General features: G+C 53.6%; 17 protein-coding genes and 4 pseudogenes. 14 read left to right on the forward strand and 7 right to left on the reverse strand.

Features of this window, described 5'->3' with window-relative positions:
* Positions 1-35: 35 nt before the first annotated feature.
* Both trpC and hemB read left to right on the forward strand, forming a co-directional pair.
* The gene (gene trpC / locus JCM2850_RS04295) at positions 36-824 is read left to right on the forward strand and encodes an indole-3-glycerol phosphate synthase TrpC (protein WP_025870003.1); all 789 of its coding nucleotides are present in this window, start codon (positions 36-38) and stop codon (positions 822-824) included.
* An 11-nt stretch (positions 825-835) separates the two neighbouring features.
* The gene (gene hemB / locus JCM2850_RS04300; RefSeq protein WP_025870004.1) at positions 836-1,846 is read left to right on the forward strand and encodes a porphobilinogen synthase; all 1,011 of its coding nucleotides are present in this window, start codon (positions 836-838) and stop codon (positions 1,844-1,846) included.
* A 121-nt stretch (positions 1,847-1,967) separates the two neighbouring features.
* Here the strand turns inward: hemB and JCM2850_RS17030 are convergent, their stop codons facing one another.
* Both JCM2850_RS17030 and JCM2850_RS17035 read right to left on the reverse strand, forming a co-directional pair.
* Positions 1,968-2,465: a hypothetical protein gene (locus JCM2850_RS17030; protein WP_369384823.1), complete on the reverse strand. Its 498-nt coding sequence runs from the start codon at positions 2,463-2,465 to the stop codon at positions 1,968-1,970.
* 105 nt (positions 2,466-2,570) lie between these two features.
* A pseudogene (locus JCM2850_RS17035) lies at positions 2,571-4,929 on the reverse strand (penicillin-binding protein 1A).
* 164 nt (positions 4,930-5,093) lie between these two features.
* On the opposite strand from JCM2850_RS17035, the pseudogene JCM2850_RS17040 reads away from it, so the two are divergent.
* The 9 genes and pseudogenes from JCM2850_RS17040 (at position 5,094) to JCM2850_RS04355 (ending at position 14,401) form a co-directional block, all read left to right on the forward strand.
* Positions 5,094-6,163 (forward strand): annotated as a pseudogene (locus JCM2850_RS17040) (pilus assembly protein PilM).
* A 1-nt stretch (position 6,164) separates the two neighbouring features.
* Complete coding sequence (locus JCM2850_RS04320; protein WP_025870006.1) at positions 6,165-6,752, forward strand: PilN domain-containing protein; 588 nt, start codon at positions 6,165-6,167, stop codon at positions 6,750-6,752.
* Positions 6,752-7,387, forward strand: a complete 636-nt coding sequence (locus JCM2850_RS04325) for a type IV pilus inner membrane component PilO (protein ID WP_025870008.1) — start codon at positions 6,752-6,754, stop codon at positions 7,385-7,387. Before JCM2850_RS04320 ends, JCM2850_RS04325 begins: the two co-directional genes overlap by 1 nt.
* A 32-nt stretch (positions 7,388-7,419) precedes the next feature.
* Positions 7,420-7,935 (forward strand): pilus assembly protein PilP, encoded by a 516-nt coding sequence (locus JCM2850_RS04330; RefSeq protein WP_025870010.1) that lies wholly within the window; start codon positions 7,420-7,422, stop codon positions 7,933-7,935.
* 44 nt (positions 7,936-7,979) lie between these two features.
* Positions 7,980-10,163, forward strand: coding sequence for a type IV pilus secretin PilQ (locus tag JCM2850_RS04335; RefSeq protein ID WP_051525292.1), 2,184 nt, complete (start codon positions 7,980-7,982; stop codon positions 10,161-10,163).
* Positions 10,164-10,227: 64 nt separating this feature from the next.
* A complete protein-coding gene (locus JCM2850_RS04340) occupies positions 10,228-10,740 on the forward strand; it encodes a shikimate kinase (RefSeq protein ID WP_025870013.1) in 513 nt (170 codons plus the stop codon).
* A 4-nt stretch (positions 10,741-10,744) separates the two neighbouring features.
* Complete coding sequence (aroB, locus tag JCM2850_RS04345) at positions 10,745-11,917, forward strand: 3-dehydroquinate synthase (RefSeq protein ID WP_025870015.1); 1,173 nt, start codon at positions 10,745-10,747, stop codon at positions 11,915-11,917.
* Positions 11,820-12,946 (forward strand): annotated as a pseudogene (locus JCM2850_RS17045) (deoxyguanosinetriphosphate triphosphohydrolase). Before aroB ends, JCM2850_RS17045 begins: the two are co-directional and overlap by 98 nt.
* Before the next feature lie 246 nt (positions 12,947-13,192).
* Positions 13,193-14,401, forward strand: a complete 1,209-nt coding sequence (locus JCM2850_RS04355) for a porin (RefSeq protein ID WP_025870017.1) — start codon at positions 13,193-13,195, stop codon at positions 14,399-14,401.
* Positions 14,402-14,546: 145 nt separating this feature from the next.
* Here the strand turns inward: JCM2850_RS04355 and ntrC are convergent.
* The 4 genes and pseudogenes from ntrC to glnA form a co-directional block, all read right to left on the reverse strand.
* A pseudogene (ntrC, locus tag JCM2850_RS17050) lies at positions 14,547-15,932 on the reverse strand (nitrogen regulation protein NR(I)).
* A 49-nt stretch (positions 15,933-15,981) separates the two neighbouring features.
* Positions 15,982-17,079: a nitrogen regulation protein NR(II) gene (gene glnL / locus JCM2850_RS04365; protein ID WP_025870018.1), complete on the reverse strand. Its 1,098-nt coding sequence runs from the start codon at positions 17,077-17,079 to the stop codon at positions 15,982-15,984.
* Positions 17,080-17,118: 39 nt separating this feature from the next.
* Positions 17,119-17,628 (reverse strand): DUF4124 domain-containing protein, encoded by a 510-nt coding sequence (locus tag JCM2850_RS04370; RefSeq protein WP_051525261.1) that lies wholly within the window; start codon positions 17,626-17,628, stop codon positions 17,119-17,121.
* A gap of 126 nt (positions 17,629-17,754) precedes the next feature.
* Positions 17,755-19,164 (reverse strand): type I glutamate--ammonia ligase, encoded by a 1,410-nt coding sequence (gene glnA, locus JCM2850_RS04375; RefSeq protein WP_025870021.1) that lies wholly within the window; start codon positions 19,162-19,164, stop codon positions 17,755-17,757.
* 284 nt (positions 19,165-19,448) lie between these two features.
* Here glnA and JCM2850_RS04380 point away from each other — a divergent pair, with 284 nt between their 5' ends.
* From JCM2850_RS04380 to mtgA, 3 genes are all read left to right on the forward strand, one after another.
* Entirely contained in the window at positions 19,449-19,904 is a 456-nt protein-coding gene (locus tag JCM2850_RS04380; RefSeq protein ID WP_025870023.1) for a rhodanese-like domain-containing protein, read from the forward strand.
* Between the two features lie 110 nt (positions 19,905-20,014).
* Complete coding sequence (gene aroE, locus JCM2850_RS04385; protein ID WP_025870025.1) at positions 20,015-20,842, forward strand: shikimate dehydrogenase; 828 nt, start codon at positions 20,015-20,017, stop codon at positions 20,840-20,842.
* Complete coding sequence (gene mtgA, locus JCM2850_RS04390; protein ID WP_025870026.1) at positions 20,839-21,531, forward strand: monofunctional biosynthetic peptidoglycan transglycosylase; 693 nt, start codon at positions 20,839-20,841, stop codon at positions 21,529-21,531. Before aroE ends, mtgA begins: the two co-directional genes overlap by 4 nt.
* A 90-nt stretch (positions 21,532-21,621) precedes the next feature.
* Here mtgA and uvrA read toward each other — a convergent pair whose 3' ends face one another.
* Positions 21,622-24,435, reverse strand: coding sequence for an excinuclease ABC subunit UvrA (gene uvrA / locus JCM2850_RS04395; RefSeq protein WP_025870028.1), 2,814 nt, complete (start codon positions 24,433-24,435; stop codon positions 21,622-21,624).
* Positions 24,436-24,471 lie beyond the last annotated feature (36 nt).

The following is a 24,471-nucleotide window of genomic DNA, read 5'->3' on the forward strand; positions in this document are numbered from 1 at the left end:
ACCATGGTCGGGCAACACTAGGTGACTCAACAGCAATGTCCGATATTCTCGACAAGATACTTGAAGTTAAACGCACAGAGATTGCCGCGGCCAAAGCCGTGCGCTCACTGGCTGAAGTGCAGGCCGCAGCGCGTGCCCAGCCCCAGCCACGGGGCTTCGTCAAAGCCCTGCAGGATAAAATCGCCGCAGGTAAGGCCGCGGTCATTGCCGAGATCAAGAAAGCCAGCCCATCCAAAGGCGTGATACGTGCAGATTTTCGCCCTGCTGAAATTGCCGCTAGTTATGCCCAGCATGGGGCCGCCTGTCTCTCGGTATTGACCGATGAGCAGTTTTTCCAGGGCAGTGCAGCCTATTTGCAGGCAGCACGTGCGGCTTGTGATATCCCGGTGCTGCGCAAGGATTTCATGATAGATGCCTATCAAGTCTATGAAGCCCGCGCCATGGGCGCAGACTGCATCTTGCTGATCGCCGCAGCCTTGAGTCTGGAAACCATGCAGCAACTTGAAGCCCTGGCGCATGAGCTAGGCATGGGGGTGCTAGTGGAGGTGCATAACGCGGAAGAGTTGGAACTGGCCCTGCAATTGCAAACACCGCTGCTGGGCATTAACAACCGTAACCTGCGTACCTTTGAGGTGACGCTGGACACCACGCTGGGTCTATTGTCGCGCATTCCGGCAGGCAAGATCATCGTCACCGAGTCTGGTATTTTCACCGCAGAAGATGTGGCATTGATGCGCAGCAATGCGGTGCATACCTTCCTGGTGGGCGAGGCCTTTATGCGCCAGCCTGACCCTGGCCTGGCCCTGTCCCAAGTGTTTGCCTGAGATGAATCATCATGAATCAAGATAGCCGACAGTTACTCGCCATCCGTCCACGCCGCATGCGCCGCGATGCTTTTTCGCGCCGCTTAATGCAAGAACATGTGCTCACCAGCAATGACCTGATTTACCCGGTGTTTGTGCTGGAAGATGAAGGCCGTGAAGAAGAAGTCAGCTCCATGCCTGGCGTGCGGAGACAGAGTATCGACCTGTTGCTGAATACCGCTGGCGAATGTGTGGCGCTGGGTATTCCGGCGCTGGCGCTATTCCCGGTGGTAAGCCAGGAATACAAGAGCTTGCAGGCAGAAGAAGCCTGGAACCCGCAGGGTCTGGTGCCGCGCGCAGTGAGGGCGCTCAAGGCGGCCTACCCCGAGCTAGGCATCATTACCGATGTGGCTTTGGACCCTTATACCGTACATGGTCAGGATGGTGTGATTGATGACACTGGCTATGTGTTGAATGACGAAACCGTCGCCATTCTGGTGAAGCAGGCGCTATGCCATGCTGAAGCTGGTGCTGATGTGGTAGCACCTTCAGACATGATGGATGGCCGCATAGGCGCGATTCGCGATGCGCTGGAGCAAGCTGGCTATATCTACACGCGCATACTAGCCTATTCCGCCAAATATGCTTCTGCCTTCTACGGGCCATTCCGCGATGCGGTAGGTTCTTCTGCCAATTTGGGCAAGAGCAATAAGTACAATTACCAGATGGATCCCGCCAATTCTGACGAGGCCTTGCGTGAAGTCGCGCTGGATTTGGAAGAAGGCGCGGATATGGTGATGGTCAAGCCCGGCATGCCTTATCTGGATATTGTGCGGCGCGTGAAGCAGGAGTTTGGCGTGCCTACCTATGCCTATCATGTCAGTGGCGAGTACGCCATGATCAAGGCGGCGGTGCAAAATGGCTGGCTGGATGAACGGGCGGTCGTGCTGGAAGCCATGCTAGGTTTCAAACGCGCGGGTGCGGATGGCATCCTGACATACTACGCCATGGATATTGCCCGCTGGCTTAAACCGTCAGCCTAAGCCTCGCTGGCGTTGATGAGTGCCTGCAAGGCTTCGGCGTTGACGCGCTGCGCGTTATGCCCACCTACCGGGCTTTTGGTGGGCACGCGCATGCCATCTACTTCAAACACGCTCAGGCGTATCAGCCATGCGGCCCTTCCAGTGTTAATACCGGGACTTTCAGGCGGTCGTTACCGCGACGTTCGCTGACGCGATAGGATTTCTCGTCACTGCTGTAAGGCACTTGCTGGTTGAGCAGAAAAATCTCCACTTCCTTGAGGCTGTCAGCAAATAAATGCAAATGGGTTTCGGCATATTTGCCTGCCGTGCCATCCAGGACTGCCCCGGTCAGGTGGGGGTTGAAGCGCGCCAGCAGTTCCATCACCAACAAGGCATCCTTGCGTAATTGCAGCAGGGCTTCGGGTTGTTCGTCGCTGTTGTAGATTTCGTTGTAGATGCGGATTTCATCTTCAATCTCGCTATTGGCGGGCATGGACTGACTGTCCGTGACGCCAAGCTGTCTGCCTGCCTTGCGCTTGGCGTAGGCGTAATCCGAGATGCCTTCATCCGCCATGAGGCGGGCTGCCTGTTGCGCAATCAGTTGGCGCAACTGGTGGCGATTGCTGCTGTCTTTTGCCATGGCAAACGCCTCCTCATTACCAATGCATATCAATCTTGCGGTGCTGCTTGCTGTTGAGAGCGACAGCAAGCCACAAGGTTCACTGTCGCGCACATGGTGCAGCCACTAGAACAACTGATCTGGGCGCTGCGGCGCTGTGTCCTGCTTTTCTGTCGGCGTGGACGAACCATGGCCAGGGAACAAGAAGCCAGGGATCAGCGAGAACGAAGATTCTTCAGGCTCAGGTGGTGGGAACTCATGGTAGAAGTACTCCGTGACACCGTCGTGATCATCTTTGGCGCGCAAGCCAGTTGTCGGGTCTATGCGGATGGCCGACACACCAGTCGGTACTTCCAGAGCATTGTCCGGCACGCCTTGCAGCGCAGAGCTCATATAGTCTATCCAGATCGGCAAGGCGGCTTTACCGCCAGTTTCCAGGCCACCCAGGGATTTAGGCTTGTCGTAGCCCATCCAGGCTATGGCCACCTGCTTGGGGTTGAAGCCTGCAAACCAGGCATCGATCTGATTGTTGGTGGTGCCTGTCTTGCCTGCCAGATCGGCGCGACCCAGTTGTTTAGCTTGGTGGCTGTACCTATACGCACCACATCCTGCAGCATGGACGTCATGATGAAGGCATTGCGACCATCAATCACGCGCGGGGCACCTTCTCCCGCCAGTTGCGGCTTGGATTGCTCCAGGGTCTTGCCGCGGCTGTCGACAATCTTGGCGATAATGTATGGCTTGACGCGGTAACCCCCATTGGCAAATACGGAATACGCACCCGCCATCTGCCAGGCGGTGACCGAGCCTGAACCCAGAGCCATGGCCAGATAGGGTGGGTGATCCTTGGGCGAGAAGCCAAAGCGTGTGATGTAGTCCTGGGCGTAGTTAACGCCTATGCCTTCCAGAATACGGATGGAAACCATGTTCTTGGACTTGGTGAGCGCGGTACGCATGCGCATCGGGCCTTCGTACTTGCGGTCGTAGTTCTTGGGCTCCCAGCGCTACCGCTGCCAGTTTCACGCGCCGAGATGGAGATGGGTTCATCTTCTATCATGCTGGCCGGAGTAAAGCCTTTTTCCAGTGAGGCCGAGTAAATAAAAGGCTTGAAGCTGGAGCCAGGTTGACGCCAGGCCTGGGTCACATGGTTGAACTTGTTGCGGTTGAAGTCAAAACCGCCAACCAGTGCACGCACTGCGCCGTTTTGTGGGTCAACCGCCACCAAGCCAGACTCCACTTGTGGCAGTTGCACGATATGCCATTTATCCGCTTGGTGCAGTACACGGATCACAGCGCCGGGCTTGAGCGTGCGCTTGCTGGCATCTTTTTCTGCCAGGGCTTTTTGCACAAAGCTGAGGCCATCGCCACTAATCGTGATGTTGCTGCCATCCTTGATATAAGCACTAACCGACTTGGCGTTAGCCGCTGTCACTACCGCGGGCACCATGCCCTGGAAGGTTTCACTGTCGGCCAAAGCGTTTTCTATCCAGTCGCTCGCACCTGTGCTGACGGTTCTTTCCGGCCCGCGATAGCCATGTCTGCGGTCGTAATCAATGATGCCTTGCAATACCGCGCGGTTGGCGGCTTCCTGATTGCTCTTGCGTATGGTGGTGTAGACCTTGAGGCCGCTGGAGTAGATCTCGTCCTTGTAGCGCTCATACATGGCCTGGCGCACGATCTCGGCAACGTAATCAGCCGAGAGATCGCGCTGGGTGCGGGATTTGCGGTAGCGGTGTGGCTCTTTCAGTGCTGCTTCATATTGCTTGGCATCGATGTAGCGCAGCTCCTTCATGCGACGCAACACATAATGCTGACGGGCTTCAGCACGTTTGGGGTTGGCCAGCGGGTTGAAGCGCGAAGGGGCTTTGGGCAGGCCTGCCAGCATGGCCACTTCGCCTATGCTGAGTTGATCCAACGGTTTGCCGTAATAAACCTGGGACGCTGCAGCGAAACCATACGAGCGCTGACCTAGGTAAATCTGGTTGATATACAGCTCCAGTATCTGATCTTTGCTCAGGTTGTGTTCAATCTTGATCGAAAGCAAGGCTTCACTGAGTTTGCGTGTGGCAGTTTTTTCGCTGGAAAGGAAGAAGTTGCGCGCCACCTGCATGGTGATGGTGGAAGCACCCTCCTTGAAGCTGCCGTGAGTGACGTTGGAGATCGCGGCACGCAGTATGCCCAGAGTATCAACACCGCCATGCTGATAGAAGCGTTCATCCTCAGCCGCCAGAATGGCTTGCTTGAGTGACTTGGGCGTATTTTCTATGGTGATGAACGCGCGGCGTTCCTCGCCAAATTCCCCGATCAAGTGCCCGTCTTCAGAATAGACGCGCATTGGCACCTTGGGTTTGTAATCGGTGAGGGCTTCTAGCGAGGGGAGTTCAGGATAAATCAGGGTGGCCGCGAGGCCGACTAGAGCAGTTGTCACCAATCCAAGAATCAGGCCAGCCAGGATGAGGAACTGCCACCATTTTTTCGGGAGCATTGATTTGGGTTCAGTATTTGGTAACAGACGATCGATATTATAAGTTGCATGCGCGGTTTTTAAAAATGATTAATCTACTTTGACTTAACCAAGACTTGTTGCTAGCATCTAAAGTAAATTATTAGAAGTGTTCGTAAATAACCGCATTAGAAAGGGAATTTCGTTTGAAATTCGACTTCTTTTCTGAGCGTACACCACCTTTGATCGGTGTGGACATCAGTTCCAGCGCGGTCAAGATGGTTGAGCTCACACAGGGGACCAAGGGGGCTTATCACCTTCAAGCTACGCCATTGCACCCATCGCCAAGGATGCAGTGGTGGACGGCAATATTGTCGGCCTTGATCTGGTGGCTGATGCGGTCAAGCGCGCCTGGAAGCTGCTGGCCACACGCGAAAAGCGCGTGGTGCTGGCCCTGCCTGCTACTGCGGTCATTACCAAAAAAGTCATCATGCCTGCGGGGATGCGGGAATCCGATATGGAATTCCAAGTGGAAACCGAGGCCAATCAATACATCCCGTTTTCGCTGGATGAAGTCAATCTGGATTTTCAGGAGCTGGGGCCCTCCGGCAATAATCCTGAAGAAGTCGAGGTGCTGATTGCCGCCTCGCGCAAGGAAAAAATAGAAGACAGAGTGGCTGCGGCCGAGGGCGCAGGGCTTAAGGTCTTGATCATGGATGTAGAGTCATACGCGACGGAAGCCGCCTTTGCGCTGGCAGTGACCGAATTGCCCAAGGCGGGCAAGGGGCAGACGGTCATGATGGTGGACATAGGCGCGGTCATGACCCATGTACATGTGTTCCATGAGGGGCAAATGGTACATAGCCGCGAGCAATCCTTTGGCGGTGGTCACCTCACTCAGGAAATTCAGCGGCGGTTTGGCGTGACGGTGGAAGAGGCCGAGATTGCCAAGCGTAATGGCGGTTTGCCTGAAAGTTACGAAAGTGAAATTTTGCAGCCCTTCTTGCAGAGTCTGGTTCAGGAAGTGGCGCGCAGTCTGCAATTCTTTACAAATTCTACGCAATACAATAAGGTAGATCACATCCTGCTAGCCGGAGGTTGTGCGGCAATCCCAAGTGCTGCTGCGCTGGTGCAGGAGAAGACCCAGGTCAATACCATCGTCGCTAATCCCTTCACCCAGATGTCGGTCAACCCCAGACTCAAGCAATTACAGATTGCTGCAGATGCCCCTGCGCTCATGATTGCCTGTGGGCTGGCCTTGAGGAGGTTCGACTAAGATGGTCAGAATCAACTTATTACCGCATCGGCAGATACGCCGGGCGGAGCGCCAGCGTCAGTTCAATCTGATGTTAGCCCTGACTGCGGTGGCAGGTGCGGCCATCGTGTTTCTAGGCACCACCATACTCGACAGCAAGCTCAGTGCGCAGCAAGAGCGTAATGCCCGCCTGGAAGCTGCCAGTGCCAATCTGGAAAAGCAGATTAGCGAGATCAAGGAATTGCGTAATCAGATCCGCAATGTGCTGGAACGCAAGCAGATTGTTGAAAACCTGCAAGTCAATCGTAGCCAGTCGGTGATGATGCTAGATGAAATTTCACGCCAGATGCCAGAGGGTATGTATTTGCGTGCACTCAAGCAGCAAGGCAGCGGCATCTTGCTCGAAGGGGTGGCGGATACCAATGCCCGTGTGGCTACGCTGGTACGCAATTTGTCGGGATCGGATTGGTTGCAGGCGCCCAATTTGCTTGAAATCAAGACGGTTAATACCAATGGCGTCAAGCAGAACAATTTCACGCTGTCGGTACAACTCAAGGCACCAACCCCGCCCGAGGATGACATCCCGGCAGGCAAGAAAGGCAGGCCATAGTGAACCTGCAAGAACTCAATAATATTGATTTTAACAACGCGGGTAGTCTGCCTTTGCCGGTCAAGGCTGGCATGCTGGCGGTGATATTGGCCATGTTGGTGTTTGCAGGTTACTGGTTTTTCTGGAGCCCGGCCATGGAAGAACTGGATCAGGCACGCGCCAAGGAAACCGAGTTACGCGATACTTTCCTCAGCAAGAAGCGCCAGGCCATCAATCTTGAAGCCTATAAACAACAGATGGTGGAGATTGAACGCACTTTTGGCGCATTGGTAAAGCAGCTGCCGGATAGATCGCAGATGGATGGCTTGCTCACTGACATCAATCAGGTGGGCTTGGAGCGCGGTCTGGAGTTTGAACTGTTCAAGCCTGGCCAGGAGGTGATTGCAGATTTCTACGCCGAAATGCCCATCTCGATCAAAGTCACTGGCAATTATCACGACCTGGGGGCTTTTGCCGGAGATATTGCCCGCCTGCCGCGTATTGTTACTCTCAATGACATTGTCATCAGCTCGCCAGGCAAAGACAGTAAGGATGGTCGCCTGGTGATTGAAGCTGTGGCGCGTACCTATCGTTATCTGGATGCCAATGAAATTGCCAGCAAGAAGCAGGCAGAGAAGAAGGCGGCCAAGCAATGAGTATCTTGAACTTGAAGCCTAGCTTTAATTCCATGCCCAGCCGTTGGGGTGGCGCTGTACTTGTCTCGTTGGCTTTGCTGCTGGTCGCTTGCAGTAATGAGCAGGGCGATGATCTGGATCAATTCATTCGCGATGCGGGCAATGATATGCAAGCACGGATTGAGCCTTTGCCTGAAGTTTTGCCCTATGTGGCAGCGACTTATAACGAGGATGGTTTGCTCGGTGACCCCTTCAGGCCAAAGAAAATAGTTAATGCTCGCAGCAGTAGCCTGCAACCGAATATGAATCGTCCGCGCGAACCTTTGGAGGCTTTCCCGCTGGAAAGTCTGAAATTTGTCGGTTCACTTTCCAAAGAAAAGCTGCGCTACGCCTTGATACAGACCCCGGACAATATGGTGCAGCAAGTGAAGTTGGGCAGTTATATGGGTGAAAACTTTGGGATTGTCACCAGCATTACCGAGACGGGATTGACGCTCAAGGAAATCATCCAGGATGAATTGACGGGTGACTGGACAGAGCGGACTTCCAGCATTGAATTGCAGGAATAAAGGTAAAAAATATGAAGATCATCAAACAGGCTGCAAGTCTTGTCATGCTGGTAACGGCCATGGCGGGCATAGGTTCACTAGGTATTGCATATGCCGAGGAGCCAGCCGCAGATGCTAATAGGCCGGGTGAATTTGCCAACAAAATTGAAAAGCTGGATTTTGTTGCCATGTCAGGTGGGCGGGTGGCGATTCAGATTCAGACTACTGCAGCACTGACTAATCCGCCTGCTGGCTTTACATTAAATAATCCTTCCCGGATTGCACTGGATTTCCCTGCAGTAGGTAATGGCTTGGGTAAAAATAGCTTACAAGCGGGTCAAGGCGTGCTCAAGGGTGTCAACGTGGCGCAAGCCAGGGATAAAACTCGCCTGGTGCTCAATCTCTCCAAAATGGTGGCTTACAACGCAACGACTCAGGGTCGCGAAACCACCATTATTCTGCAAGCAGGGGAGACCAGTGCGACTGGCGCTGGTGCCACCATTGTTTCCCGTTTCGCCGAAGCCAAGGCAGGTGAGAAGCTGCACACCCTGAATAATATTGATTTTGTACGCGGCAAGAATGGCGAAGGCCGCATCATGGTCGATTTGTCTGACCCGACTGCGGGTATTGATATCCGGCAACAAGGCAAAACCGTGGTGGTGGATTTCATCAATACCGATTTGCCCAGCAAGTTGCAGCGTCGCCTGAATGTGGTGAATTTCAATACGCCTGTGCTCTATGTCGATACTATCAAGCAGGGCAACAACACCCGCATGATTATTGAACCGCAAGGCATGTGGGAGCAGTCGGCCTATCAGGCGGACAAGCGCTTCATCATTGATATACGCCCGGTGCAGGAAGACCCGAATAAATTGGTGCAGGGTTCCAAGCCCGGCTATGCTGGCGAGAAGCTGTCGCTGAATTTCCAGAATATTGATGTGAGATCGGTGCTGCAGGTAATCGCTGATTTTACTGGCCTTAATATTGTCACCAGTGACACGGTGACGGGCAACCTGACCTTGCGTCTGAAAGATGTGCCTTGGGATCAGGCATTGGACATCATCATGTCGAGCAAGGGTCTGACCCAGCGCAAGACCGGCAATGTGATCTGGGTGGCGCCAACTGATGAAGTGGCGGCCAAGGAAAAACTCATGCTGGAGGCTAGTGCGCAGATCGAAGACCTGGAACCTATGCGTACCGAGGTATTCACACTGCGCTATCAAAAAGCTGAAGTGTTCAGAAACATCATCAGCGATGCCAAGCAGAAGATCTTATCCAAACGTGGCAGTGCAGTAGTGGATGTGCGTACCAATACCGTATTTATTCAGGATACCGTCAAGCACCTGGAAGAAATCCAGAACATCATCAACAAGATTGATATTCCGGTGAAACAGGTGATGATTGAATCACGCCTGGTGATTGCGGATGAAAAATTTGGTCGCAGCCTGGGTGCGCGTTTTGGTGTGCAGAAGCAGCAAACCAGTGGCGATACGCGCTACGGCTCCAGTGGTACCCTGGGTAATACCATCACCCAGCGCACCATAGATCCCACCACAGGTACGATCACTGAAACCATTGCCAATCGTGTGGGTTCGTCTACCTTGGCCACTACCTCGATACCGGGCACTGTAGGCGTAGGGGTGAGTGCCGATGGTGCGCAGGATCTTAACGTCAACCTGCCGGTAGCCAATGCCTTTGGTAACTTTGCTTTCAGCTTGTTCCGCCTGCCTGCAGGCTTCCTGCTGAATCTTGAATTGTCTGCTTTGGAAACCGATCAGCGCGGCAAGATCGTCTCCAGCCCGCGTGTGACTACTGCCAACCAGCAGAAAGCCATTATCGAGCAGGGTACACAGATTCCGTTCCAGCAAGCGACCAGCAGTGGTGCGACAGCGGTTCAATTCAAGAACGCCTCACTGAGCCTGGAAGTCACGCCACAGATCACGCCAGATGAGAAAATCATCATGGATCTGGAAGTGAAGAAAGACCGCGTTGGTCAGGTGTTTGCCAATGTACCTTCGATTGATACCCAGCGCGTGCAGACGCAAGTGCTGGTGTCCAACGGCGAAACTGCGGTGCTGGGCGGTATTTACGAGCAAACGGAACGTAATGATGTGGATAAGGTGCCATTCTTCGGTGACCTGCCCTTCATTGGTAATGTTTTCAAACGTCGTATCAAGCAGAATGACAAGACCGAGTTGCTGATCTTCATTACACCTAAGGTCATGGATGAAAATCTCTCAGTGCGCTAGGCATATCTGACAGCAAAGCGAGATTCACTTAAAATGCCCGCTATGCGAATCGCGGGCATTTTTTATGGCAGCAAATATTTTCTTCGTTGGCTTGATGGGCGCGGGCAAGACCACCATAGGCCGCATCATAGCCAAGCATCTGAACAAGACTTTTTACGATACCGATCATGAGGTGGAGCGCCGTACCGGGGTGAGCATTCCTGTCATCTTCGAGCTGGAAAAAGAGGACGGTTTCCGCAAGCGCGAAGCAGCGGTGATAGAAGAGCTGAGCCAGATGCAGGACCTAGTGCTGGCCACAGGTGGCGGTGCGGTGTTATTGCCGGAAAATCGCCAACATCTCAAGGATAATGGCACGGTGATCTACCTGCGCGCGAATGTACATGAGCTTTGGCTGCGTACGCGCAATGACAAGAACCGCCCGCTGTTGCAGAATGAAAACCCGCGCAAAAAGCTGGAGCAATTGTTTGCCCAGCGCGACCCGCTTTATCGCGATGTGGCCAACATTATTGTAGATACCGGTGGTCAACCGGTCAGCGCCATCGTGCATCAAATTGAGCAGAAACTGGAATCCTTATAACGCTATGCAGACTTTACATGTAGACCTGGCTGAACGTTCCTACCCCATTCATATTGGACGCGGCCTGTTGAGCAAGCCGGAATTGATCCTGCCCCACCTCAAGCGCAAGCAGGTGGCGATAGTCACCAACACCACTGTGGCACCCTTGTATCTGGAAAAAATTGCTGCGCCACTTAAAGAAGCTGGCGTCAGCGTGATCCCCATCATCTTGCCCGATGGTGAAGCTTATAAAAATTCAGCCACGCTTAATCTGATCTACGATGCCTTGCTGGAAAACCGCTGCGAACGTAATACCACAGTCATCGCACTCGGTGGCGGCGTAATAGGAGACCTGGCGGGCTATGCTGCCGCTACCTTCCTACGTGGTGTGCCTTTCATTCAAGTACCGACCACCTTGTTGTCACAGGTGGATTCTTCAGTGGGTGGCAAGACCGGGATTAACCACCCGCTGGGCAAGAATATGATAGGCGCGTTTTACCAGCCGCAAGTGGTGCTGGCCGATATTGATACTTTGTCTACATTGCCCCAACGTGAACTTTCCGCCGGGCTGGCCGAAGTCATTAAATATGGCCTGATCCGTGATCGCGCCTTCTTTGACTGGCAGGAAATCAATATGCCGCAATTGCTGGCGCTGGAAACCGCGGCCATGAGCTACGCCATTTATCGCTCCTGTGAAAACAAGGCAGAAGTGGTGGGCCGTGATGAGCGTGAGTCTGGTGAACGGGCTTTGCTCAATCTGGGCCACACCTTTGGTCATGCCATTGAAAATGCCATGGGCTATGGCGTCTGGCTGCATGGTGAGGCGGTTGCGGCAGGCACCATGCTGGCGGCGGATTTATCTCGTCGCTTGGGCTGGCTTAGCGCGGTGGATATTGAGCGTATGCTGGCCATCTTCAAGGCAGCAAAACTCCCTGTGGATGCCCCGGCTTTAGGCGTTGATCGCTATCTTGACCTCATGGGTTTGGACAAAAAAGTCGTGGATGGTCATATCCGCCTGGTCTTGCAACAAGGCATAGGTCAGTCCGTGGTCAGTAGCGAATATGACCCTGCCCTGCTGAAAGAGACCTTGCTATCGCCGCATGAACGAGTTAGCGCCTTATGCAGCAGACCCCGCGCGCACGCGCGGCCGTTTGCACCCCGAGTCACCTCCTGCCACGCGCAATCACTTTCAGCGTGATAGAGACCGCATTATTCACTCGGGTGCTTTTCGCCGACTGGAATACAAGACTCAGGTGTTTATCAATCACGAAGGTGATTTATTCCGCACCCGGTTGACGCATAGCCTAGAAGTGGCGCAGATAGGCAGAGCGATCGCGCGCAACCTGAGATTGCATGAAGACCTCATAGAAGGCGTGGCGCTGGCGCATGATCTCGGCCATACACCTTTTGGTCATGCCGGGCAGGATGCGCTCAATGAATGCATGCGCGAGCATGGTGGTTTTGAACACAATCTGCAATCGCTACGGGTAGTAGATCATCTGGAACAGCGTTACGCTGCCTTTGACGGGCTCAATCTGAGTTATGAAGTGCGCGAAGGTGTGCTCAAGCATTGTTCCTTACCCAACGCCCGCCTGCTGGGTGAACTTGGCGAGCGCTTTCTTAATAAGCAACAACCTTCACTCGAAGCCCAGGTCGCCAATCTGGCAGACGAAATTGCCTATAACAATCATGATGTCGATGACGGCTTGCGCTCAGGCTTGCTCAGCATGGAGCAACTGGCCGAGGTGCAGATGTTTGCCGAGCAACTGGCCAAGGTCAGGCTGCAATACCCTGATGTGAGCGGTCGGCGTCTGATCCACGAAACCGTGCGACGCATGATTCATGTGCTGGTGACTGACCTGTGCGAGCAAAGCCAGCGCAATATTGCTGAGCATGCCCCGCAAAGTCTGGAAGAAGTGCGCAACCTGCCAGCCTTGATAGCCTTCAGTCCGGCCATAGAACAGCAACAGCAAGAGCTCAAACGTTTCCTGCGCATCAATCTTTATCGGCATTACCGCGTAAACCGCATGACCTCCAAGGCCAAGCGAATTATCAATGACTTGTTTGCTGCATTTCACAGCGATCCAGCTTGTTGCCTAGCGACTACCAGCGCCCCGCTGGCGGCAATCAGCCACGCGCTATTGCCGACTATATCGCTGGCATGACGGATAGATACGCCATCCGTGAGCATCAACGCCTGTTCTCAATATCTGAGCGCGAACTTTAGCATCCGCGTCTAAGCCTATGGCAAAGCAATATATTTGCTTTGCCAGTTAAAGCGATATTTACATTCTGTTGCAGATTTGCAACACATTTTCCGCCTCAGCATTAAAAAACCACATCTTTGCTTGCAGTGGTCAAACAGCCTTTGGCATACTGCCCCTAACTTCTTTCAATAGAAGTCCGCGAAATACTCTCGAAGTGGTTGATACAAACTGCGCGAGAGCACACTAAAACGCATTAGGAGATATACATGAACAAGAAACTAGGCTTGGCAGTTGCCGGCGCAGTATTGGCTTTCGGTGCTTCCGCTGCAAACGCAGCTATCATCATTCCAGCAGGTGACTGGACGATTGATATCGGTGGTAACGTTAATACTTACTACACAAACACCAAGTTCTCCGGTGATGCTTTTGATGGTATCGGCCGCAAGAATTCCGTTTCTACAGGTCTGTTGCCTTCCGCACTGGGTATCGGCGGTAAGACACGTCAAAACGACCTGGACATTGCTTTCCAGTTCACATTCTTCGTTGGCGCTAACAGCGAAAGCGGTTTCGGTACAACTGGCGCAACTCCACTGAACGGTGGCGCTAGCCGTGCTGGTGATGGTAACTCCATCAACATTCGTCAAGCTTACTTGACCTTTGGTGATGCTTCCTGGGGTACTATCAAGGCTGGTCGTGACCTCGGTCTGTTCGGTTCTGACGCTATCCTCTCCGACATGACCCTGTTGGGCGTTGGTGTTGGTGCAGGCGGTCCTGGTAACTCGACACTGGGTCGTATCGGTTCCGGTTATGTATACGCTGACTGGATCGGTCAAATTCAATACGCTTCCCCTAACTGGAACGGTTTCAGCTTCGCTGTAGCTGCTCGTGAAGGCCTGCGTAACCAACTGGACAACATCGGTGCTGACGAAAAGACCCGTCTGGGCTTTGATGGTAAGGTTAGCTACGAGTGGACTGGTGACGTTTCCGGTAAGGTTTGGCTTGGTTACATCAACCAAAAGCATAACAACGCTACAACTGGTGACTACACCTCCAGCGGTTACGATGTTGGTGCTAAGTTGAACATTGCTGACTTCGGTCTGGTTGGTTACTACTACGATGGTCGCGGTCTTGACCTGCAAACTGGCCAACAACTGGGCGGTCTGCAATTCCTGGGTGGCAACAAGTCCGACGACAAGGGTGGCTATGTACAAGGTACATACAAGCTGCCAGGCGTTGGTACCAAGCTGGGCCTGTCCTACGGTATCTCCAAGTCTGACAACAGCAACGGTGCAGCCGTTAACCCTGGTGTTGACTTCGAGAACAAGTCCTGGATCGTTGGTGCTTACCACCCTCTGACCAAGAGCCTGAACTTGGTTGCTGAATACTCCAACCAAAAGGTTGAAGCAAATGGTCCAGCAGCTAACGTAGATGGCAAGGCTAAGACAATCAGCCTGGGCGCGATTCTGTTCTTCTAGGATTTAAATCGCAAGATTTAGCTTAGAAAGCAATCGTAAAAACGGCACCTCAGGGTGCCGTTTTTTATTGTCGGTTAAGCTAGGCAACAGCCAATAAAAATGCCGGGATGTCCCGGCATTTTTATTTCAACAAGGGCTTTCAGTGCTACTCGTCTATACCCAGTTCCTGTATCTTGCGCGTCAGGGTGTTACGCCCCATGCCTAACTGCGTGGCAGCTTCTATACGGCGGCCACCAGTATGCTGCAAGGCCTTGGTAATCAGGATACGCTCAAACTCCTGGGTGCGGATTTCGAGTATCTCATGTTCGCCACGATTCAATGCATCGGTGACTTCCGAGCCTAAGGCCTCCTGCCAGGAGGTGGCGCCAGAAGGTTTGGCAGCGTCTTCCTTGAGTTCTGGCGGCAGGTCAGCCACATCGATATTCTGCCCTGGAGCCATCACTGTGAGCCAATGGCAGACGTTCTCCAGTTGGCGCACGTTGCCACTCCAGGTTAGTGTGCTGAGGTAGCGTAAGGCCGCAGCAGAAGGTTGCTTGGCTTCTACGCCTAGTTCGCGCGCGCTGTGCTGCAAGAAATGCTTCACCAGTAAGGGAATATCCTCGCGGCGTTCGCGTAGTGGTGGCAGGCGCAGGCGGATGACGTTGAGTCTGTGGAACAAGTCTTCACGGAACAGCCCCAGCTTGACGCGTTCTTCTAGATCCTGATGCGTGGCGGCGATGATGCGTACATTGACTTTGACGGGTTGATGACCGCCTACGCGATAGAACTGACCGTCGCACAATACGCGCAGCAGGCGTGTCTGCAGGTCTGAAGGCATATCGCCAATTTCATCGAGGAACAGGGTGCCACCATCAGCCTGCTCAAAACGGCCGCGCCTGGCGCTTGTGCGCCAGTAAATGCGCCACGTTCATGACCGAATAGCTCGGACTCCAGCAGGTCTTTAGGTATCGCTGCTGTATTGATGGCGATAAAAGGCTTATCCACGCGTGGGCTGTGTCTATGCAGGGCGCTGGCAACCAGTTCCTTGCCGGTGCCGGACTCACCATTAATCAATACCGTAGAGTGAGAGCGGCTTAGACGGCCTATGGCACGAAACACCTCTTGCATGGCAGGTGCTTGGCCTATGATCTCAGGCGTTTCTTCCTGGGCCACAATTTCAGTCGCCTGCCGCATGCTTTCCTCAACGGCACGACGGATAATTTCTATGGCCTGATCCACATCGAAAGGCTTGGCCAGGTATTCAAAAGCACCGCCTGGAAGGCCGCTACAGCGCTTTCCAGGTCGGAATACGCTGTCATGATAATGACAGGGATATCCGGGTGGCGTTGCTTGATCTCTTGCAGAAAATCCAGGCCAGAGCCATTCGGCATGCGGATATCGCTGACAACAACTTGTGGCTCCTCTCTAGCAAGAGCATTCAGGCTTCAGGTACCGAGGCAAAGGTCTTGAAATCCATGTCGGTACGGGCCAGAGCTTTTTCAAACACCCAGCGTATCGATTTATCGTCGTCTATGATCCAGATCGGTTTCATGATGGTTACCTGTGTCGTCTTTTATTATTGAGGGGGGATACTGATTAATTTACTGCCGCGGTATATACGCCTTCATGGCAGTACTCTCGATTGGCAGCAGTATGGTGAAACAAGTCTTGCCTGGTTCGCTTTCGCACTCAATCATGCCGTGGTGCTGGGTGATAAAAGTTTGCGCCAGCGTTAGCCCCAGGCCCGTGCCGCCTTCGCGGCCAGAAACCAGGGGGTAGAAGATACGTTCGCGGATTTCTGGGGTGATCCCAGGGCCGTTATCTATGATCTGTAGTTTGATTGCCACGCGATAGCGTTGCTTGGCCAGCGTTACCTGGCGCGCAGCACGCGTGCGCAAGACAATTTCAGGGCTGGCATTGCCGGGGTTGTTCTGCATGGCTTGCACGGCGTTTCTGGCGATATTGAGCACCGCTTGAATGAGCTTTTCGCGGTCGCCTATCAGCTCAGGCAAGCTGGTGTCATAGTCGCGGCGTATGTTGATACCGCGTGGCGATTCTGCCAATAGCAGGCTGCGTACACGCTCTAGCACCTCATGAATATTGGTGGGTTCGTATTTGGGTACGCGGTGCGGTACCAGCAACCTATCCATCAATAACTGTAGGCGGTCTGCTTCCTTGATGATGACCTGGGTATATTCACGCAGGCTCACCTGTGGCAATTCATGTTCGAGCAATTGCGCTGCGCCGCGCAAGCCGCCCAGTGGGTTACGGATTTCATGAGCCAGGTTACGCAGCAGTTCGGCATTGGCTTGCTGTTGAATCAGCATGCGTTCTTCACGCGCAATGCGTAATTGCTGATCCATATGCTGGAATTCCAGTACCAGGCAGGCTGGAGTCAGTTCAACCGGCGTTACCGTACAAGTCACCGCAAATGACTGTTGGCGCAGCGTGGTAATCGGAAACTCATGTTCACGGAAGGGGCTGTGATGCTTGATGGCATGTTCCACAGCGAGATCAAGAATTTCACAGCCAGGAAAAACCTGCGAAATGGGCAAGCCAGCAATCTGCTTGGCACTGATGGCAAACAGCACTTCAGCGCCTGGGTTGGCATAAACGACATGACGTGAATGATCGAGCAGGATAACTGCCGTGGCTAAATGTTCAAGCCCAGCAAATGAAGGGGGGATTGTATGTTCCATGGCTCATGTTAAGCAAAAGCCAGGCCAGCTGGGATGCGCTTATTTAAAAGCGTCCAATTCCTTTTGCAAAAGCTGTACATTCCGCTCGTGCGCATCCACATCGGCCTGCAAACGCTGCATTTTTTCCTCGAATTTCACCACATTGCGAAAGGTCTTGCCGCCAGCCCCGCGATATACCTCGGGCTTGGATTCACCCTCGGCATAAGCCTGCTTGGCTTCGGTAAGGGCGGCTTGCTCGGCTTCCAGTTCTTCTTGAAGAATTTTTTTGCGCTGGTCATCACGCTTTTTCTGCGTTTGTCCGTCTACCTTGGGAAAGTTGCTAGGCGTAGGCTGGGCCTTGGGTTTGGCAGCAGGGCTGGCAGGTGGTGCTGGATCAAGCTCCAGCTTGCTTGCTCCCTTGCTGGGTACGTTGGAGTAGGTGACATGTCCATTTTCATCAACGCTTTTGTAAATCTCGGCATGGGCACTCATATTCACCAGGCTTAAGCTCACAAGACTGATACAGCCAAATAGGGTGAGCAAGGATGAATGGAGGAGTGATGGCGACATGTTCTTCATGTGATTCAGTTTAAGGCAGAAGCCAGTTGCAGGCAATGCCAGGTCAGGCTTGGGTAACAGGGGAAATACAGACGTAAAAAAAGCGGGTTGCCCCGCTTTTTTTGATCAGAGTCGCAATTAAATGCTGTAGTACATGCTGAACTCGATTGGGTGTGGTGTCTGGCGCAGCTTGGTGACTTCTTCCATCTTCAAGTCAATGTAGCTGTTGATCCAGTCTTCGGAGAACACACCGCCACGGGTCAGGAACTCGCGGTCCTTGTCCAAAGCTTCCAGTGCTTGTTCCAGGGAAGAGGCCACGGTTGGGATGGCTGCATCTTCTTCTGGTGGTAGATGGTAAAGATCCTTGGTGGCTGGCTCGCCAGGATGAATCTTGTTCTGCACGCCGTCCAGGCCTGCCATCAGCAGTGCGCTGAATGCCAGGTATGGGTTGGCAGTAGGATCAGGGAAGCGAGCCTCAATACGGCGAGCCTTATCGGAGTGAACGAAAGGAACGCGGATGGAGGCAGAGCGGTTCTTGGCGGAGTAAGCCAGCTTCACTGGAGCCTCAAAACCAGGTACCAGACGCTTGTAGGAGTTGGTGCCTGGGTTGGTGATGGCGTTCAGTGCGCGTGCGTGCTTGATGATGCCGCCGATGTAGTACAGAGCGAAATCGCTCAGGCCTGCATAGCCATTGCCTGCGAACAGGTTCTTGCCATCTTTCCATACAGACTGGTGCACGTGCATGCCGGAACCATTGTCACCAAACATGGGCTTAGGCATGAAAGTAGCAGTCTTGCCGTAAGCGTGTGCAGTGTTCAGTACCACATACTTGAGCAATTGAGTCCAGTCAGCGCGCTGTACCAGGGTGCTGAACTTGGTGCCGATTTCACATTGACCAGCAGTTGCCACTTCGTGGTGATGTACTTCAACAGGTACGCCCAGTTCTTCCAGGGCAATTACCATGGCGGAGCGGATGTCGTGCAGGGAATCAACAGGAGGAACGGGGAAATAACCACCCTTAACGCCTGGACGGTGACCAGTATTGCCACCTTCAAACTTCTCGCCGGAAGCCCAAGCACCTTCTTCGGAGTTGATCTTGACCGAGCTGCCGCTCATATCGACGTTCCAGTTGATGGAGTCGAAAATGAAGAATTCTGGTTCTGGGCCGAAGAAAGCGGTATCGCCGATACCACTGGACTTCAAGTAGGCTTCAGCACGCTTGGCTACGCTACGTGGGCAACGGTCGTAACCCTTGCCATCGGTAGGATCAATCACGTCACAGGTGAGGATCAGAGTAGGCTCGTCCATGAATGGATCGATGTTGGCAGTGTCCGGATCAGGCATCAATTGCATGTCGGAAGCCTGAATGCCCTTCCAGCCAGCAATGGAGGAACCATCGAAAGCGTGGCCTTCAGTGAATTTGTCTTCGTCGAAGTGGGACACAGGCACGGTTACGTGCTGTTCCTTGCCCTTGGTGTCGGTGAAGCGAAAATCGACAAACTTGATGTCATTTTCCTTAACCAATTTTAATACGTCGGCCACCGCCATTTGATTCTCCTAGCTCTTTTTGAATTAAGAAGGTTGTTAAAGCACTATGCTTGACACAACAGTGAAGCATGAACTGTGCCATTGAAAAAATGCAGATTCTCATTTTCACACATAAGGTTATAAAAGAGAACTCCCTCGCAATGCACCGAAATGATGCGTTGTGTCATTATTGTGCACAGTGTTGGTGCGTTAGCTTTGGTGCATGACCGACAGGCGTTGCCCTGCATGAACTTGTACTAGTTTTGGCGCTATACTCCCTTACTTACGCCAACAAGGAAATGGTCATGGAATCCTTAAGCACAATTTTACAAAACGCAAGACAGCGTGCGGAGCAACATGGCTTGCCCTATGCCGGAGCATTGACCCCGCAAGAAGCTCAGCAAGTCTTGACCCTGGCACCAGCTGCGCAATTGGTGGATGTACGCACGCGTGCGGAACTTGAACTGGTAGGCCGGGTGCCCAATGCCACCCATATCGAATGGGCGTTTTATCCCGGGATGGTGGCCAACCCCGACTTTCTGGCCCAGCTGGATAAGCAGGTGGATCATGAAGTTTTGGTCATGTTTCTCTGCCGTACTGGCGGACGTTCGCACAATGCGGCGGTGCTGGCGAGCCAGGCTGGGTATGCAGAGGCGTATAACGTGCTTGAAGGCTTTGAGGGCGAATCGACTGTAGACACCAAGCAGCGTGGCCAGATCAATGGCTGGAAAGCCGCTGGCCTACCCTGGACCAATGCTTAAACAGTGAGCAATGGCTGAGCGTTTTTCAGCAGCAGGTTCAAAATAAACTAGCTTGTAGCATGCTGGCTGACTTTGAGGTTTTGCCTCTAACTCGTAGTGAATGAATCAAGATGGATAAATACGCCGTCATAGGCAACCCGGTAGCGCACAGCAAATCTCCGCTTATCCATGCTGCATTTGCGCAGCAGACCAATCAAGCCCTGGAATATGGCCGCGTGCTTGCACCTCTGGATGGCTTTGCCAGTACCGTGCGTGAGTTGATTGATCAGGGCTATCAAGGGGTGAATGTCACCGTGCCCTTCAAGTTTGATGCTTATGAATGTGCGGATCAGCTCAGCGAGCGTGCACTAAAAGCGGGCGCTGTGAATACGCTCAGTTTTAGCGCACAAGGTATCGTTGGCGATAACACCGATGGGGCAGGGCTGGTACGCGATATTCTGCACAACCTCAATCTGCCCTTGCAGGGCAAGCGCGTGCTGTTGCTTGGTGCGGGTGGTGCATCGGAAGGAGTGTTGGGGCCGATATTGCAAACCCAGCCCACGTGTGTGCATATCGCTAATCGTACTTTAGACAAAGCGGTTGCCATGGTCAGCAGGGCCAAGCCCAATGCCCAAGCCAATAATACGGTGGAGCTTGAGGCGTGTAGCTTTGCTGATCTTGCTGGCAAGCAGTACGACATTGTCATCAATGCCACCTCCAGTGGTCTCAGCAATGAGGCCTTACCCTTGCCGCCAGATTTATTTGCGGATCATGCCCTGGCTTACGACATGATGTATGGGCGTGAAACGCCTTTCATGCACTATGCGCGGCAGGAATCTGCCAGCCTGATTGCCGATGGGCTGGGCATGTTGGTAGAGCAGGCGGCCGAAGCCTTCTTTATCTGGCGTGGAGTACGACCTGAGACTGCACCTGTTATGCAAGCGATGCGCGCAGCATGATGCGCAGAGTGATATTGCAACTGTTGCTGCTGTTGCTGGTGCTGGTGACGGTTTATCAGCTTTGGATTTTTCTGCATATCTGCTGGTGGGTAGATCACAACCCGGACAGCACGGCCTTTATGCGCAACAGCCTCTCTACGCTGGAGCAAACCAAGCCTAATGCCAAGTTGCAGCATCAATGGGTGGAATACCGCAAAATCTCCAGCAATCTCAAACGCGCCGTGGTGGCCTCTGAGGATGGCAAGTTTATAGACCACGAAGGCTTTGACTGGGACGGCATACAAAAAGCCTACGAGAAGAACTGGCAAAAAGGCCGCATTGTGGCCGGAGGCTCGACCATTTCACAACAATTGGCGAAGAATCTGTTTTTGTCCACCAAACGCACCCCCTGGCGCAAGCTGGAAGAGGCTGCCATCACCTGGATGCTGGAGCGCATGATGAGCAAGCGCCGCATTTTTGAGATTTATCTTAATGTCATTGAATGGGGCAATGGTGTGTTCGGTGCCGAGGCTGCGGCGCGGCATTATTACAAGACCAGCGCCGCCAATCTCAGCAGCCATCAGGCGGCTAAACTGGCGGCCATGATCCCCAATCCGCGTTATTACGATCAGCATCGCGACGCGCGCGGCCTGGCCCGCAAAACGGGTATCATAGAATCACGCATGCGTTTTGCCGCGATTCCGCGCTAGGCATTGCCAGCAAGCTCTAGCTATCGCCCAAACAAACAAGCCGCACAGGGTGCGGCTTGTTTGTTTGCAGGCCTGGGCAGGCTGCAGCGCTTATTTCAGCAGTGGCTTGAGGTATTTGCCTGTGTAACTACCCTTGGTGGCCGCCACTTGTTCCGGGGTGCCATTGGCAATCATGGTGCCGCCGCCGTCGCCGCCTTCTGGGCCCATGTCTATGATCCAGTCGGCAGTCTTGATCACATCCAGGTTGTGCTCAATGATGACAATGGTATTGCCATGGTCGCGCAAGCGGTGCAGCACATCCAGCAACAGTTGAATATCGGCAAAATGTAGCCCTGTGGTTGGCTCATCCAGGATGTACAGCGTGCGCCCCGTATCACGCTTGGATAACTCCAGTGCCAGTTTCACGCGTTGTGCCTCGCCGCCAGATAGTGTGGTGGCAGACTGACCCAGGGTGATATAACCCAGGCCCACATCCAGCAGTGTTTGCAGTTTGCGCGCCACCACGGGCACGGCATCAAAGAACTCACGTGCCTGCTCCACCGTCATCGCCAGAATCTCGTGGATATTCTTGCCCTTGTAATGAATTTCCAGGGTTTCACGGTTATAGCGATGGCCTTTACACACATCGCATGGCACATACACATCGGGCAGGAAATGCATTTCCACGCGAATCACACCATCGCCCTGGCAGGCTTCGCAGCGGCCACCCTTGACGTTAAATGAATAACGACCAGGGCCATAACCACGCGCACGGCTTTCCGGCACGCCAGCAAACAGATCGCGTATGGGTGTGAACAAGCCAGTGTAGGTGGCAGGGTTGGAGCGTGGCGTACGGCCTATCGGGCTTTGATCCACATCCACGACTTTATCGAAGAACTCCAGGCCCTCAATTTCCTTAAACGCGGCGGGCTCTGCCGAGCTGCCATAGAGGTGCTTGGCCACCACGCGGTATAGCGTGTCGTTGATGAGCGTGGATTTGCCAGAGCCTGAGACCCCGGTCACGCAGGTCAAGAGACCCACGGGTAAATCCACACTGACATCCTTGAGGTTGTTGCCTGTGGCGTGGGAGAGCTTGAGCCAGCGCTTGGGGTCAGGTGCATGACGTTTCTTGGGTACGGCAATTTCCTTGACCCCGCTGAGGTATTTCCCGGTCAAGGAATCAGCGTTGGCCTGAATTTCGGCAGGCGTGCCTGCGGCGACAATATTGCCACCATGTTCGCCTGCGCCTGGGCCGATATCCACCACATAATCTGCTGCCAGGATGGCATCTTGGTCATGTTCCACCACAATAACGCTGTTGCCGATGTCGCGCAGGCGCACCAGGGTTTGCAACAGTCTGTCGTTATCACGCTGGTGCAAGCCTATAGAGGGTTCGTCCAGCACATACATTACGCCTGTGAGGCCGGAACCTATCTGCGAAGCCAGGCGGATACGCTGCGCCTCGCCGCCGGATAAAGTCTCGGCAGAGCGTGACAGCGAGAGATATTCCAGGCCAACATTGGTGAGGAATTTCAGGCGGCTGCTGATTTCCTGCACGATCTTGTCGGCAATCGCCAGCTTCTGGCCGCTGAGTTGCAGCGTATCGAAGAAATGCTGGGCCTCCTTCAGCGGCGCTTCGCAGACTTCGTGGATATTGCGGCTGCCGACCTTGACGTGGCGTGCCTCACGTCGCAGACGTGTGCCGCTGCATTCGGGGCAGGCCTGAGAGTTAAGATACTTGGCCAGCTCTTCACGCACGGTGATGGAGTCGGTTTCATGGTAACGGCGCTGCAGATTGTTGAGTATGCCCTCAAAGCTATGGCTCTTTTCATAGAGCTTGCCGCGCTCGTTCATATACTGGAAGGCTATGCTTTCCTTGCCACTGCCGTTCAGCAGCACATCCTGGACTTCGGCAGGCAAGGCTTCAAATGCCAGTTCCAGATCAAAGCCATAATGCTGGGCCAGGCTCTGCAACATCTGGAAGTAGAACTGGTTGCGCTTGTCCCAGCCCTTGATGGCACCACTGGCTAAAGACAAATGTGGGAAGGCGACCACACGCTTAGGGTCGAAGAAGCTGATCTGCCCCAGGCCATCACATTTAGGGCAAGCGCCCATGGGGTTGTTGAAGGAGAACAAGCGTGGCTCAAGCTCGGCCAGTGAGTAATCGCACACCGGGCAGGAGAACTTGGCTGAGAACAGGTGTTCCTTATTGCTATCCATTTCCAGTGCTACGGCTTTGCCATCGGCCAGACGTAAGGCAGTTTCGAAAGACTCTGCCAGGCGCTGCTTCATATCAGCGCGTATCTTCAGTCTGTCCACCACCACATCGACATTATGCTTGATGGTCTTGGCCAGCTTGGGCACGGCGTCCAGCTCATAGGTTTCACCATCCACGCGCACGCGGACAAAACCCTGAGCCTTCAGCTCTTCAAACAGATCCAGTTGCTCACCCTTGCGATTGCTGACCACTGGCGCCAGTATCATGAGTCTGGTGTCTTCAGGCAGATTCAGCACACTGTCCACCATCTGAGACACAGTCTGGGCTTCAAGCTTGATGCCATGGTCCGGGCACTCAGGGTCGCCGCGCGCGTAGAGCAGACGCAGATAATCGTGAATCTCGGTGACCGTGCCCACGGTAGAGCGTGGATTGTGCGAGGTGGATTTCTGTTCTATCGAGATTGCAGGTGACAAGCCCTCGATCAGATCGACATCTGGCTTGTCCATGCGCGCGAGGAACTGGCGGGCATAGGCCGATAACGACTCGACATAGCGGCGTTGCCCTTCGGCATACAGAGTGTCAAATGCCAGTGAGGACTTACCTGAGCCCGACAGGCCCGTAATCACAATCAGCTTGTTGCGTGGCAGGTCCAGTGAGACATTCTTCAGATTGTGGGTGCGGGCACCACGTATGCGTATGTAATCCATTGAATAGAGACTTATCGCCTGTTGGGTTTAGTTAAC

The sequence above is a fragment of the Methylobacillus glycogenes JCM 2850 genome (assembly GCF_000617925.1).
Taxonomy (GTDB): domain Bacteria; phylum Pseudomonadota; class Gammaproteobacteria; order Burkholderiales; family Methylophilaceae; genus Methylobacillus; species Methylobacillus glycogenes.

What these genes read in the sequence shown, in the direction of transcription:
- trpC (WP_025870003.1), top strand. Translation starts at nt 36, where the DNA reads ATGTCCGATATTCTCGACAAGATACTTGAAGTTAAACGCACAGAGATT.
- hemB (WP_025870004.1), top strand. Translation starts at nt 836, where the DNA reads ATGAATCAAGATAGCCGACAGTTACTCGCCATCCGTCCACGCCGCATG.
- JCM2850_RS17030 (WP_369384823.1), bottom strand. Translation starts at nt 2,465, where the DNA reads ATGGCAAAAGACAGCAGCAATCGCCACCAGTTGCGCCAACTGATTGCG.
- JCM2850_RS04320 (WP_025870006.1), top strand. Translation starts at nt 6,165, where the DNA reads ATGGTCAGAATCAACTTATTACCGCATCGGCAGATACGCCGGGCGGAG.
- JCM2850_RS04330 (WP_025870010.1), top strand. Translation starts at nt 7,420, where the DNA reads ATGCCCAGCCGTTGGGGTGGCGCTGTACTTGTCTCGTTGGCTTTGCTG.
- JCM2850_RS04335 (WP_051525292.1), top strand. Translation starts at nt 7,980, where the DNA reads ATGCTGGTAACGGCCATGGCGGGCATAGGTTCACTAGGTATTGCATAT.
- JCM2850_RS04340 (WP_025870013.1), top strand. Translation starts at nt 10,228, where the DNA reads ATGGCAGCAAATATTTTCTTCGTTGGCTTGATGGGCGCGGGCAAGACC.
- aroB (WP_025870015.1), top strand. Translation starts at nt 10,745, where the DNA reads ATGCAGACTTTACATGTAGACCTGGCTGAACGTTCCTACCCCATTCAT.
- JCM2850_RS04355 (WP_025870017.1), top strand. Translation starts at nt 13,193, where the DNA reads ATGAACAAGAAACTAGGCTTGGCAGTTGCCGGCGCAGTATTGGCTTTC.
- glnL (WP_025870018.1), bottom strand. Translation starts at nt 17,079, where the DNA reads ATGGAACATACAATCCCCCCTTCATTTGCTGGGCTTGAACATTTAGCC.
- JCM2850_RS04370 (WP_051525261.1), bottom strand. Translation starts at nt 17,628, where the DNA reads ATGTCGCCATCACTCCTCCATTCATCCTTGCTCACCCTATTTGGCTGT.
- glnA (WP_025870021.1), bottom strand. Translation starts at nt 19,164, where the DNA reads ATGGCGGTGGCCGACGTATTAAAATTGGTTAAGGAAAATGACATCAAG.
- JCM2850_RS04380 (WP_025870023.1), top strand. Translation starts at nt 19,449, where the DNA reads ATGGAATCCTTAAGCACAATTTTACAAAACGCAAGACAGCGTGCGGAG.
- aroE (WP_025870025.1), top strand. Translation starts at nt 20,015, where the DNA reads ATGGATAAATACGCCGTCATAGGCAACCCGGTAGCGCACAGCAAATCT.
- mtgA (WP_025870026.1), top strand. Translation starts at nt 20,839, where the DNA reads ATGATGCGCAGAGTGATATTGCAACTGTTGCTGCTGTTGCTGGTGCTG.
- uvrA (WP_025870028.1), bottom strand. Translation starts at nt 24,435, where the DNA reads ATGGATTACATACGCATACGTGGTGCCCGCACCCACAATCTGAAGAAT.